Below are 12,084 nucleotides of genomic sequence, written 5' to 3' on the forward strand. Positions count from 1 at the left end.
TGAAGTATTTCTAGAGATTAGCTAAACATCCCCGCCTACCTCTCGGGTGAGCGATAGTTAATATACCGTTCGCACTTCAAATTTCGGTAGTGCCTAAGGAGGCACCGGGGTACCTGGCATAGAGCCTACATGGACGTATTCACCCAGCACCTAAATTCCATAGCCCATTGGCTATGTTTAATATTATGGCTAATTTAGGTGCTGGGTTCACGGCGTCCTTTGACGGGTCCCCGGTGCCGAATTTTGATCTACGATGATGGGTATAAAAACGCTTTCTCTCGCTCCCAAGCTGGAGTTTAGGAACGAGACGACTTCTTATTCTTCATGAACTTCATGGTGAAATACATTTTTAGGATAAAGCTTATTCGGCCTTTTTCGCTTCTTCCTCGGTAGTCATGATCAACGACGCAAAACAATTCATCATGCTTTCCGTGTAGTTAGCATGCGCTTCGGCAAGCTCCTTGGGAGAACCGAATTCACCTCTGAGCTCATTGAGCACCTCCTCCGGGTTTTCCGCTTTGCTCAATGTCAGCATTTTCGTGTAACTACGATAGGCTGCGCGTCGTTTCGGGTCGAATGCTAAGATGCCGGGCATGTTATGCGAGCTTAGGTCGACGACACAGCGCGCCATCGTTTCCGGCGACAAGTTATAATCTTTCACATCTTTTTCTTCCTGCATGTCTTCGAGAACGGCTTGTTCATATTCCGTTTTTTCGCTGCACGCAACAAGCATTGACGCGGCCATTACAATAACTACTATTTTTTTCATTCGATTACCTGATAATGAGTTGCCGGAGACAGGGGCAAGTGAGTGATCTCGGTCATGGCTTGTTCGATCCAAGCTTCAGCTTCGGCATTGATATCGCCGGCTTTTCGATTGTGTGTCTCGATAGGTGGTCCTATTCTGACCTGGACGAGGCCCGGATATTTCAAAAAACTGTAACGCGGCCAACATTGCCCGGCGTTATGAGCGACAGGAATTACCGGATAGCCGGATTTTTGCGCGAGTATCGCACCGCCGGCATTGAATTTCTTTTTTTCTCCGGGAGCGGCGCGTGTTCCTTCCGGAAAAACCACGACCCATAGTCCTTCCTTTAGGCATTCCGTACCCTTATCGATCAAGGTCTTCAGTGCTTCGCGTTGATTGTTGCGATCGATAGCAATCGGTTTGAGAGTAGCCAATGCCCAACCCCAAACCGGCAGCCATAGTAAGGATTCCTTGAGTACAGCCGTTTGCGGAGGCAATATTTTCCTGAGCGCTACGGTTTCCCATGCCGATTGATGCTTGCTGAGCACTACTGCCGCATCGATGCCTTGAATATGCTCCAAACCCTCCACTTCATAACGGATTCCGCAGGATTTTTCGACCATCCATAGCAGCAAATTTATCCAAATGCCTGCGACTTTATAGCGGACCGAAAACGGCAGGACCACGCAGGCCAAGATGATCGGGCCGAACAACAGCGTCGATATGATGATCCCTAATAATAATAAGGAGGATCCGAAATAGACGCGAAAGGATGACTGGTAATTGAATGATGTCGATTGAGTCATGAATGAAAATGTTCAAAAAAATCACGCAGGATTAAAAACCGCTCGAACCGGTGCATTAAGCAAACCGGCTCGAGTGGCAATCGCTCCAATTTACGATTGCAGCCTTGAAATATCGGCGATTTGTAAAAACTGCTCGGACAGCATGTTCAGCAAGCCGAGTCGGCTGTTACGCAGCTCGACATTGTCGGTCATGACCATGACGTTGTCGAAAAATGCATCCACGGTATCCTTCAGTTGCGCCAGGCGATTCATCGCGGCGGTATAATCCTGTTGTTGCAATAGGGGGCCGATCGCCTTGGCGGATGCCTGTGCGGCTTGCAACAATTCGATTTCCGCCGGCTCTGTTAGCACATTGCTATCGAAGTCTTGAGGCGCCTCGGTTTTTTTCAAAATATTGCGAATTCTTTTGTTGGCGCCGGCCAGGCTCTCGGCTTCGGGACGTTGCCGGAACGTTTTGACGGCTTCCAAGCGGCGCATGAAATCCAACGGTTGCTCCGGCAATACGGCCAATACCGCGTCGAATTCGTCGGGGCTAAACCCTTTATCCGAACAATACCCTTTGAGCCGGTCGTAGATGAATTCCAGCACCATTCGATGCGATTTAGCTCTGTCGAAGTCGTGCTCAATTTGTTCAATCGCAAAATCCACGCACGCCGTCAAATTTAACGGAAGTTCGCGTTCGATCGCGGTGCGAAGTACGCCAAGCGCGGCGCGGCGCAGCGCATAGGGGTCCTTATCGCCGGTCGGAATCAAGCCGGCGCTGAAGATACCGGTGAGCGTATCGATCTTTTCGGCCAACGACAAAATTTGTCCGGTCTTGCTAGCGGCCGTGACGCTTCCGGATTGTTTAGGAAAATATTGCTCTTCGAGCGCTTCGGCGACTTCGGCCGGTTCATTATCGGCCAATGCATAATAGCGACCCATGATGCCTTGCAGATTAGGAAATTCTCCGACCATTTCGGTCAACAAATCGGTCTTGGCAAGAACGGCGGCGCGTTTGGCCAGATTCGCATCGGCATCGAGTTGCGTGGCGATATAATCGGCCAATTGTTTAACCCTGTGCGTTTTATCGGCCAAGGTGCCCAAAGTTTTTTGGAAGACAATGTTTTTCAGCGCGTCGACCCGGTCTTCAAGGCGCAACTTGCGATCTTGCTTCCAGAAAAATTCGGCATCGGACAGACGCGGCGTGATCACGCGCTCGTTACCTTCGCGTATCGATTCCGGACGAGTGCTTTCGATGTTACTGAACGTGATGAAATGCGCCGACAAGCTACCGTCGGCTTGCTTGACCGGAAAATATTTTTGATTGGTCTGCATCGTCGTGATCAACACTTCGGCCGGCAATTCCAAATAGCGCGGATCGAAATGCCCGATGACAGGGACCGGCCATTCGTTCAACGCGGCGATTTCCTCAAGCAGGTCTTCCTCTATGTGAGCGGTACCGTCGACCGATTGCGCGGCCTGCTGCGCCGCTAGCCGGATTTTTTGCTTGCGCTCGTCAAAGTCGGCAATGACTTTACCGGAATCGAACAAAATCTCCCGGTAGCGGTCCGCGTTCTCGAAAGTCAGAGCGACAGGCGCATGAAAACGATGGCCGAAAGTCTGCTTACCTGTAGTCAGGCCGAGAATATCGGTTTCAATGACCTGATCGCCGAACAACAGCACCGCCCAGTGCACCGGCCGAACGAATTCGGTCGCATAATTGCCCCAGCGCATGCGTTTGGCTATCGGCAAGCTATTAATGCTGGCACGCAATATTTCGGGAATCAACTTGTCGGTGGCCTGACCTTCGACCTGTTGACGATAAACCAACCATTCGCCTTTGTCCGTAGTCAAGCGTTCCAGGCCGTCAACCGTTGTGCCGCAACTGGCGGCAAAGCCCTGAGCAGCTTTGCTTGGCGCACCGTCGGCGGCGAATGCAGCCTGCACTGCCGGCCCGCGTTTTTCAACGGTTTTATTCGGCTGTGCAGTCGCGAGATTTTCAACCCAAACCGCTAGACGCCGGGGCGTGGCATAGCCTTTAATGCCGGAATAGCTTAAATCGGCGTTATCCAGTCCCTGCCTGACATTGTTGAGCAAGGCTCGGCTGAGCGTTATCAGCGTTTTAGGCGGCAATTCTTCGGAACCCAGTTCGAACAATAAATGCTTGGCGTCGCTCATGCTTGCACCTCCTTGCCGGCCAACATTGGAAAACCCAACGACTCGCGGCGTTGGTAATAACATTCGGCGACCGATTTGGCCAGATTCCTTACGCGCAGGATATAGCGCTGCCGCTCGGTAACAGAAATTGCGCGGCGGGCGTCAAGCAAATTAAAGGTGTGAGAAGCTTTGAGTACCATTTCATAGGCCGGTAACGGCAAATCTTGCGACAACAATTTTTCGCATTCCTGTTCGTAAGTGTCGAAACAATTGAATAAGAATTCGAGATTGGCATGCTCGAAGTTATAAGCGGACATTTCGACTTCGTTTTGGTGAAAGACATCTCCATAGCTGACCGTACCGAAAGGCCCTTTGGTCCAAACCAAATCGTAAACACTTTCGACACCTTGCAAATACATTGCAATGCGCTCTAAACCATAAGTAATCTCACCGGTAACCGGTTTGCATTCAAGACCACCGACTTGTTGGAAATAGGTAAATTGCGTGACTTCCATGCCGTTCAGCCAAACTTCCCAACCCAAGCCCCAGGCGCCAAGCGTCGGCGATTCCCAGTTATCCTCGACGAAGCGGATGTCATGTTCAAGCAGATCCAAGCCCAAATAACGCAATGACCCTAGATACAATTCCTGAAAATTATCCGGCGACGGTTTCAAGATGACTTGAAACTGATAATAATGCTGCAGGCGGTTCGGATTTTCCCCGAAACGGCCGTCGGTAGGTCTGCGCGAAGGTTGAACATAAGCGGTATTCCAAGGTTCCGGGCCGATCGAGCGAAGAAAGGTCGCCGGATGAAAGGTACCCGCCCCGACTTCCTGGTCAAGCGGCTGCAATAATACGCAGCCCTGCCGGGCCCAATATTCCTGCAAGGCTAAAATTAGCCCTTGAAAAGTTAATAAGTCGTTATTTGTGCTTGACACGGTTGCTCCAGGGAATGATTAAACAACGATTCGTCTCCTTAATCGTTTTGTCCGTATTTAAGGCCTTGACTCTAAAGCCACTTACGCTTTGTCTAAATAAAAGCGCCGCTTTTTAAGAGTGACCATATAAAAAATTGACCGATTATAACTGAAATTAATAAGCTAGGCACTGCGTTGAAGAAGCCGAATAACGAAGCAGGATAAAACCAAAATACGGCGGCGTACAAAAAATGCTATTTCGATAATTCGCTTTTCGCACTCGCCTGTGACAAACGTTCTAATGTAGAACTCAGCTTTAACAATGCGCAAGCTAAAGAGTCGTCTTCACGGGCTTCGGCATTATGCCGAATTTCGGCAATACTGGCTGCGCTGGGTATATTCACATGGTGATCGGGTTGCTGCTCAACTTGGCGATGAAGCGCTTCGGTGATTTTAAATTGTAATATGTCTACCCGGTGATTAGGTATTTTATCGATAGCGCCTAGGATGGCCGTGCGATAAAAACGTAGTTGCGAAGCCCAATTAGCCGAATCGGCATACACCATCAGCTTATTTCGATCGATTACACAATGCGCAGCACGCTCTTTCAAATGATCGGGCAAGACCTCCCTAACGATTTTCAATAGTTTTTTTTGTTGATCAATTTGACTATATAAAGAAGCAAGCGAACGGTTGGGATGCGCAAGCAATTGTCTAAAGGCGGTGGGATTCGGCATATGCTTGAAAATTTTAATCGACAGTAAGGTCCACACGATTATAAAGAAATTTTCTTGTTAATTCAGTGACTATTAAAAAACACCTGCTCTGATAAGGCGATTGATTCTAGACGGTAGCTGTTTTGTCAGTTGACTTTGAGGAAATAAGGCATAGAATAATCTTAGCTTGAAATTCGATATGTCTTTGATGTTTTAGTTACGGCGTTTTTTCTGTAGTGCTCTGTTTCTGTAGATCCTCGTTACGTTCTGCCATTAAGAGATTTCACTATTTCTTAGCTAGACGGTCCGCTTTAGGGCTAAATGATTTAATTTTTATTTTTAAGGTTTTGAGTATGTCTACTACTACAACAGGCACAGTTAAATGGTTCAACGCTGACAAAGGTTTCGGCTTCATCGAGCAAGGCCAAGGTCCTGACGTTTTCGTTCATTTCCGCAACATTGCGGGTTCCGGTTTCAAGTCCCTGACTGAAGGCCAAAAAGTTCAGTTTATCGTGACTCAAGGTCAAAAGGGCCCACAAGCCGAAGAAGTTACCGTTATCTAAATAGTTTTCGTATAAATAGCTAACGGCTAATTATCCGACACACGGAAGTGTCGACGAAGACATCCCTCGCCTGTTTTCCTCCCTCAAAGATTTAACCGATTTGTTAACTTCCGAGCGACTTAACGAACAAGCACCTTCCGAGTAAACGCCTTTTAGTTCCGACTTACCCGGCATAGCAGACCGTGCCGTAGCGTAAAAGACAGAAAAAGGACTGACGATCCCCCCATTAACATTTGAACGATATGAGGCTAATTACGCTGACCACGGGGGTTCAACTGGACTTGTTCAATGGCCTGTTTGATTGCTTCGGTGACCGCATTTTCCATCTCTTGATATATTTGATCGGTAATATAAGAGCTTTTATCGACGATACTCCGCACATAGCAGGAAGGCAAGCGATTCAATGCAAGACAGGCAACATCATCAATAAAATCCTGAGTCAACGGCTCCTTGCTCTTTTGAACCATATTCCAAAGCTGGTCAACAACCAATCTTTCATAATAATTATTAATGTTTGGCATAGCCTTCCCTACCTACCTACTCAATTTATTAACGGCTAATTATCTGCGTTAGCTGTTTTACACGTTAAATAATAGTACAAATCTCAAACTACTCCCTTTATACTCAAAAAATGGTTACCTTTATGAAGGTATGGGGTGTGGCTAGCGAGGATGTCGGCAGCAGGGCAGATTTTTGCTCCATGCAAAATCTGCATTCACACCTTCCATGGCGTTTGCAGATTTTTGCTCCATGCAAAATCTGCATTCACGCCATCTTTGGCGTTCGAACGCTGCCGTCAAGCCCCCCAGGACGGGTTCACGGCGGTCCTCGATAGACATATATCCCATGCCTTTTTATTCTTAGACGGTTTTTTAATCAAAAAAGAATAAAGCGTTCATTCCAAAAAGCCTATTTAGATAATAGCGATTCAATACTATTTGACAAAGCCTTCAAATGAGCATAAAAAGAACTTAATGGTTTCGAACTGAAATCATTAAGGGTATGGTAAAAACATTCTCCCCAATGGCTCCTATGCCTCTGCGTTACTACCGCTAAGTTAACGGAAACCCGTCATTCCCGGAGGGATGACCGACACTTACGGTTCGCAGTACCCTTAAGGCCCTATGCCTTGGCTGCCGAAGCCAGACCGTTAGGATTCCCAAGCTGGAACGGCGGGAACGAGGAAGAGCCTGGATGTCGGCAATCTTTAGCCACATGACGGCTTAATTTAATGACCGTGACGTTTGCATAAGACTGATGGAGAATCGGAAGGTTATATACAGCCATATCCTAAGATCCTGTCTAATTTATAGGAGGTCAACACATGAAAAAACGTTTATCGATTGTATTATCCGGGTTACTTTGCTCATTAGCCACCGCCAGTTTCGCAGCGGAACAAGCGGTCCCATTCCCCGAAGGCTACCGTAATTGGCTGCACGCCAAGAGCATGTTGATTCAACCGGGACACGCACTGGAAGACCCCTTTCAGGGGATTCATCATATCTATGCCAACAAATTAGCCGAAGACGGTTTGAAAACCGGTAAATACAAGGATGGAGCGGTATTGGTTTTCGACCTGCTCAACTATGTCGAAAAAGATAAAACGATACAGGAAGGCAATAGAAAACTGATCGGCGTGATGCTTAAGGATGCCAAGAAGTTTGCCGACACCGGCGGCTGGGGCTTCGAAGGCTTTGCCGGCGACAGCAAAACCGAAAGACTGGTTACCGATGGAGGTAAATCCTGTTTCGGTTGCCACGCCCCTCAGAAAAAAACCGATTACGTGTATTCGGAGTTTCGTAAATAAAGCAGCGCTTTTGACAATATAAAACACGGACGACGCGGATTCGGCGATTAACGAACTCTTGTGAGCAACACCCATCAATTCGCGTCGACCGTTTACCGATCCGTTGTCTTGCCCATATTTCCGGGAATCTTTCAGCCGAAATAACTGATCGCCCCCATCAGTGGGGTACGCGGATTCAGCGATAATTTTACCGACACGGTATCTAGAAAACCGCTAAAGCGCCCCTTGGCTTTAAATGCTTCGATAAACTTCCCCGACTCCAATGCCGACCGAATTTTAGGACCAATGCCTCCTCCGATAAAAACCCCGCCGGTCGCGAATGACTTCAAGGCCAAATTACCGGCTTCGGCACCGTAAAGCTCCACAAAAATCCGGATGGTTTCGGTACACAAAGGATCTTCGCCGTTGATGCCCAGTCTTGAAATAATCGCGTTACGATCGCAGCCGTATACACTCGGAGTGCAGTCAGGAACCGCAGGACAAGGAGGTGCGAAATAGTTTTCGACCAAAAAGTCATAAATATTGCCGAACCCCATGCCTGAAACGAGCCGTTCGAAACTCACATGCCCGTTGTATTTTTTTCTCAGAAAGTTCGAGAGCTGATCCTGCTGAACGGTTTGCGCGGCAAAGTCACAATGACCGCCTTCGGTCGCTATCGGATGATGGCGCACACCGTCCCAATACAATATGGCTTCGCCGAGGCCGGTTCCCGCTGCGATCACGGCCATATTTCCGGCTTGTAATTTGGCGTTAGGATTCAATTCTACCCAATCTTTTGGTTCCAAACACAGCATGCCGAGCGCCATCGCTTCCAAATCGTTCAAGAGGCGCACCCTATCGGTGCGCAAAGTTTTTTTCAGCGCTTCCGCATCGAGTTGCCAGGGCAGATTGGTCGGCTCGCAGCGTTGCCCGATAACCGGCCCCGCGACACCGAAACACGCCGAATCCACCTTGACGCCCGCCGGCAAAAATTTATCCAACACCTCATCGAACTCTGAAAATTCAACGCTGCTGAAGGTTTGTTCTTGTTGCAACGCAATCAAGCCTTGTTCGTTCTTGCTCAATAATGCCAAGATTGTTTTGGTCCCTCCGATATCGCCTGCCAGAATCATTGTGAATCTCCTTGTTTTGTTTGATTATTATTTTCAAGTAGATAAATCAACGCATCAAGCATACCGTTGGCGACTTGATGCGGAGGCAGCTGATAAAACGCCTGCCAAGCGAGCGAAACGAACTCTTTGTAATTATCCTGAGCTTCCGGGTGGAGCTTAAGCCAACAAAGCCTGACCGCGTGACCGATGATAATATCGGTCACCAGGGTATCTTCGATTCTAATCGACGGATTGTCGCGAAACACGAAAGCCATTGCGTTTAGGGCTTCGACAGTCAACTGCCGATAGACCGGTGCCTGAATCTTATTTAACAAATGATTGACATGCAATTTGAAGCTTTGTTCGCCCGACGTCATTTGCGCTAACGTCGTTTCACTATCCAATCGTCTCTTACTGCTGAGTTTATCACCGATCATCAAGCCTTGACAGTGATGCAAAATATTCCAAACGCCCGTAAAAAAACTTTCGCTTTCCCTACCCAGGCTACCCTGGCGTTCGCGCCAGTTATACCAATCTTCGGCTTCGCCGAAATTTTCAGGATCCATCTTTGGCGAAAAGCGTGCGCAAGTTAATTCCTGGCATTGACCGACATAATTTAACGTTTCGACTCGCTCGAATTGATATTGCGTATTAGTGAAATCCTCGAAGGTCTCACGGACTTTTTGCATCAACTGATAAGGCGGCAAGGTCAAGACTTCGTTATAAGCCTGATCCAAGGTACAGTTCGAGTCCTTCTTTTGGCGCACCAAAATCAATTGCAAAATATGCCCAACACGAATCGTATGCATATCGGCAAATAGTTCCGGGTGGTACTTGATCAGCATACCGAGATACAGTATCAGCTCTTGAATGATGATATGCTCACTAGCGTCGTGAGTGTCATTATAAGTACGGATAATCTCCAGAATCTCCGACGAGTCAGCCGGGCGCTTCAAAGTCGCCTTACCGCTGTAGGCTCGGCCTACCGTCAATTGATGCTGATGCACCAAAATTTCGGTAGCCGCCTGTTCGAGATCGATATCGTATTTACCGAGCAAGCCCGCGCTACGACGAATGATATCCCAAACCGCAAGATCGCCCGCACGGATATAGACCTCCTCGAGCAAGTCACGAATCCGGCATGGATTGCCGTCGGCATCCTTAAGCCCGGTATCGTAATCCAAACCATGACGCCCAGCCAGTAACACAAGCGCTTCCAATTGTGCATAGAGATTTGAGTTGGTAGTCAATTGTTCGATCAACGCTTCATCGTCACTGATTTCCCAGGTGATCGTAACAAAAATATTCAGCGGTTCCGGCGGTTCGGTATCGATTGGCAAGATTAGAAAACAAGGCCGTTGCGGCTTGTCCCAAGATGGCGCTGAAAACTTGAAATCGTGCAAATAATCGATCTTTTCATGGCTCGAACTTTCGGCCAATTTCGATAACTCGTCAAACTTAATGGGTGTGCTGTTAATTTGCCCACTTTTCAGTTCTTGAATAAACTCGATCAAAACATCACGATCGTCATCGCTGAGCATATTATATTTAACAACCAATACGAATAACGGCCCCCCTGTTGTGTCGTCCCAATTTTTATGGATATAAGACAACTCCGAGCGTAAGCGCTGAATCAGCAAACGATTGTCCATCGCTAGATAAAAGCCTTTTTGACTCAACAGTTGAGGTAAAAACACCAAACGTTCGTTGGCCATCAAATAAATTCTGGAGGTCGCCAAGGTTCTTAATTGCCGTAACGGTCTTCCGGTTAATCCATGATTATCATTGCGCCCGATATTCGTATAAGCCGCAGCTAATTCGCTCGCGTCGCGAATTTGGATAGGCGAAATTTCAGCCAACGTTTGGGTGTCGATTCCCCATGCCGTCAAATCGGCTTGAATCGTTTCATCCTCGGCAATCACCGCAACCTGCAAGGTGCAATCGCAGGTTTTCTCGCGGATTTTATGCCGTCCGAGCGGGTCGATGTCGTCGATCGCTAATAACCCGTCTTCTATCAGGTTTCCGAGAATGAACAGACCTTGCGCCCAAACCAAGGGAATGTTTTCGTTCGGAATCCTGTCTTGACTATGAGGATTAGTTTTTTCGGTCTCGATCGCCTCCTTTGGTACGATATACAGTTCGGGCAATAATTGCCGCCCTTTTTGTTCAACTAGGAGCGCTTCCAGCTTAGCCCTGTATTGCGCCGCCTCGTAATTATTACCCGCATACAAATTATTCAGCAGCAGGTAACAAAAAAACAACGGCCACTCGCATTCGATGTCCATAAATTGCTTTAATTCATACGGCTCGTAATGCAGGCGGCTCGGGTCTTCCAATTCGGTTTGGTGACCATCCAGCAAAAAACGCTTGCAGCCGTAACGGCCCTCGAGTTTTTCACGGATCAAGGCCTCGGTGCGGTTTTTCAATTCCTGATTATCAACCGCGAAAGCCGGAAATCCGGTAATGCTCAATACCGCCGAATCGACTTCCTTGGATAAGGACTCCCTGGGCAGCAGAGATTCCAGCGCGTTACGGGTGCGGGCGATATCATCGCTAATCACATGAATGACCGAGTTTTGCCCACCCATGGGCCCAAACAAATTGAAGCCGGACATCGCCTCAAGCGCGGCCTTGGCCATGCCGATCGAGCTAGCGTTCAACTCGGCGATACCCCGGTTAATTTTGTTGCCGCGCTCCCAAATACCATAATCGGGAGTCCGGTAAGCCCTGCTGATGTAATGCACCAAGTTCTGCACGAAATTGACTTCATCAATCGTGAACACGATGCGCAGTCCCGATGCAGTCATTTGCGCCAGCATCAACAGAAATAACGACGTGGCATCCAACTGCAAATGCCCCCATTCGCTGTCGCCGACCACCACTTCGCCGGTTTTTAGATCGTATTTGGCATGCAGCGCATCGAGGGGGTCCTGCGTTTGTTTAAACATTTCGACTTTATGCGCTTGGCGCATCATCGCAACCAAGAGTCCACGCATTAACTTAACCACGCTTTGTTCCAGCAGATAAGCTTTGCCATTCGGCTCGCCGGACTTTCGATACGCCAAAGCTAGCCCCCAAGGAGCAAGGATGCTGTAAACATTATCGCGAACCCAGGCGTCATTATAATTACCATGAACGTTGTTTGCGGTACTGGCCGGCAGTAAACCGCTGATCCAGTCTTGTCTATTCAGAATGATATCTCGCACTTCGTCGAAATAGGCATCCAATTTTTCAATTTGCAACTTGTTCTTCATGAATTTTTTCCGTGTAACGAACACAATCTTTGGGATCAGCTTT

11 protein-coding genes are annotated in these 12,084 nt (G+C 48.1%); 2 read left to right on the forward strand and 9 right to left on the reverse strand.

Going from position 1 to position 12,084, the window contains the following annotated elements:
• Positions 1–361: 361 nt before the first annotated feature.
• The 5 genes from ACINK7_RS18840 to ACINK7_RS18860 form a co-directional block, all read right to left on the reverse strand.
• Positions 362–769 (reverse strand): hypothetical protein, encoded by a 408-nt coding sequence (locus tag ACINK7_RS18840; RefSeq protein ID WP_404357671.1) that lies wholly within the window; start codon positions 767–769, stop codon positions 362–364.
• The gene (locus ACINK7_RS18845) at positions 766–1,554 is read right to left on the reverse strand and encodes a lysophospholipid acyltransferase family protein (RefSeq protein WP_404357673.1); all 789 of its coding nucleotides are present in this window, start codon (positions 1,552–1,554) and stop codon (positions 766–768) included. Before ACINK7_RS18845 ends, ACINK7_RS18840 begins: the two co-directional genes overlap by 4 nt.
• A gap of 90 nt (positions 1,555–1,644) precedes the next feature.
• Positions 1,645–3,714 (reverse strand): glycine--tRNA ligase subunit beta, encoded by a 2,070-nt coding sequence (glyS, locus tag ACINK7_RS18850; RefSeq protein WP_404357675.1) that lies wholly within the window; start codon positions 3,712–3,714, stop codon positions 1,645–1,647.
• Positions 3,711–4,631, reverse strand: coding sequence for a glycine--tRNA ligase subunit alpha (gene glyQ / locus ACINK7_RS18855; RefSeq protein WP_404357676.1), 921 nt, complete (start codon positions 4,629–4,631; stop codon positions 3,711–3,713). The genes glyS and glyQ overlap by 4 nt, the downstream gene beginning before the upstream one ends.
• 233 nt (positions 4,632–4,864) lie before the next feature.
• The gene (locus ACINK7_RS18860) at positions 4,865–5,347 is read right to left on the reverse strand and encodes a DciA family protein (RefSeq protein ID WP_404357678.1); all 483 of its coding nucleotides are present in this window, start codon (positions 5,345–5,347) and stop codon (positions 4,865–4,867) included.
• Positions 5,348–5,679: 332 nt separating this feature from the next.
• Here ACINK7_RS18860 and ACINK7_RS18865 point away from each other — a divergent pair, with 332 nt between their 5' ends.
• Positions 5,680–5,889 (forward strand): cold-shock protein, encoded by a 210-nt coding sequence (locus ACINK7_RS18865; RefSeq protein ID WP_017840831.1) that lies wholly within the window; start codon positions 5,680–5,682, stop codon positions 5,887–5,889.
• 248 nt (positions 5,890–6,137) lie between these two features.
• Here the strand turns inward: ACINK7_RS18865 and ACINK7_RS18870 are convergent, their stop codons facing one another.
• Together ACINK7_RS18870 and ACINK7_RS18875 are read right to left on the reverse strand one after the other, a co-directional pair.
• Positions 6,138–6,410 carry a late competence development ComFB family protein gene (locus ACINK7_RS18870; protein ID WP_404357680.1) on the reverse strand — a complete coding sequence of 91 codons (273 nt, stop codon included), beginning with the start codon at positions 6,408–6,410 and terminating at the stop codon, positions 6,138–6,140.
• Between the two features lie 601 nt (positions 6,411–7,011).
• Positions 7,012–7,176, reverse strand: coding sequence for a hypothetical protein (locus ACINK7_RS18875; RefSeq protein WP_404357682.1), 165 nt, complete (start codon positions 7,174–7,176; stop codon positions 7,012–7,014).
• A 37-nt stretch (positions 7,177–7,213) separates the two neighbouring features.
• On the opposite strand from ACINK7_RS18875, the gene ACINK7_RS18880 reads away from it, so the two are divergent.
• Complete coding sequence (locus tag ACINK7_RS18880) at positions 7,214–7,696, forward strand: cytochrome P460 family protein (protein ID WP_404357684.1); 483 nt, start codon at positions 7,214–7,216, stop codon at positions 7,694–7,696.
• 131 nt (positions 7,697–7,827) lie between these two features.
• On the opposite strand, the gene glk is transcribed toward ACINK7_RS18880, so the two are convergent.
• Positions 7,828–8,808 carry a glucokinase gene (gene glk / locus ACINK7_RS18885; protein WP_404357686.1) on the reverse strand — a complete coding sequence of 327 codons (981 nt, stop codon included), beginning with the start codon at positions 8,806–8,808 and terminating at the stop codon, positions 7,828–7,830.
• The gene (locus ACINK7_RS18890; RefSeq protein WP_404357688.1) at positions 8,805–12,041 is read right to left on the reverse strand and encodes a glycoside hydrolase family 15 protein; all 3,237 of its coding nucleotides are present in this window, start codon (positions 12,039–12,041) and stop codon (positions 8,805–8,807) included. The genes glk and ACINK7_RS18890 overlap by 4 nt, the downstream gene beginning before the upstream one ends.
• Positions 12,042–12,084: the final 43 nt, after the last annotated feature.

It is taken from the genome of Methylotuvimicrobium sp. KM1, assembly GCF_044788715.1.
GTDB lineage: Bacteria > Pseudomonadota > Gammaproteobacteria > Methylococcales > Methylomonadaceae > Methylotuvimicrobium.

Bases quoted from the DNA above. Each gene is read 5' to 3' on its own strand.
- ACINK7_RS18840 (WP_404357671.1), bottom strand. From the start codon at position 769: ATGAAAAAAATAGTAGTTATTGTAATGGCCGCGTCAATGCTTGTTGCG.
- ACINK7_RS18845 (WP_404357673.1), bottom strand. From the start codon at position 1,554: ATGACTCAATCGACATCATTCAATTACCAGTCATCCTTTCGCGTCTAT.
- glyS (WP_404357675.1), bottom strand. From the start codon at position 3,714: ATGAGCGACGCCAAGCATTTATTGTTCGAACTGGGTTCCGAAGAATTG.
- ACINK7_RS18860 (WP_404357678.1), bottom strand. From the start codon at position 5,347: ATGCCGAATCCCACCGCCTTTAGACAATTGCTTGCGCATCCCAACCGT.
- ACINK7_RS18865 (WP_017840831.1), top strand. From the start codon at position 5,680: ATGTCTACTACTACAACAGGCACAGTTAAATGGTTCAACGCTGACAAA.
- ACINK7_RS18870 (WP_404357680.1), bottom strand. From the start codon at position 6,410: ATGCCAAACATTAATAATTATTATGAAAGATTGGTTGTTGACCAGCTT.
- ACINK7_RS18875 (WP_404357682.1), bottom strand. From the start codon at position 7,176: ATGGCTGTATATAACCTTCCGATTCTCCATCAGTCTTATGCAAACGTC.
- ACINK7_RS18880 (WP_404357684.1), top strand. From the start codon at position 7,214: ATGAAAAAACGTTTATCGATTGTATTATCCGGGTTACTTTGCTCATTA.
- glk (WP_404357686.1), bottom strand. From the start codon at position 8,808: ATGATTCTGGCAGGCGATATCGGAGGGACCAAAACAATCTTGGCATTA.
- ACINK7_RS18890 (WP_404357688.1), bottom strand. From the start codon at position 12,041: ATGAAGAACAAGTTGCAAATTGAAAAATTGGATGCCTATTTCGACGAA.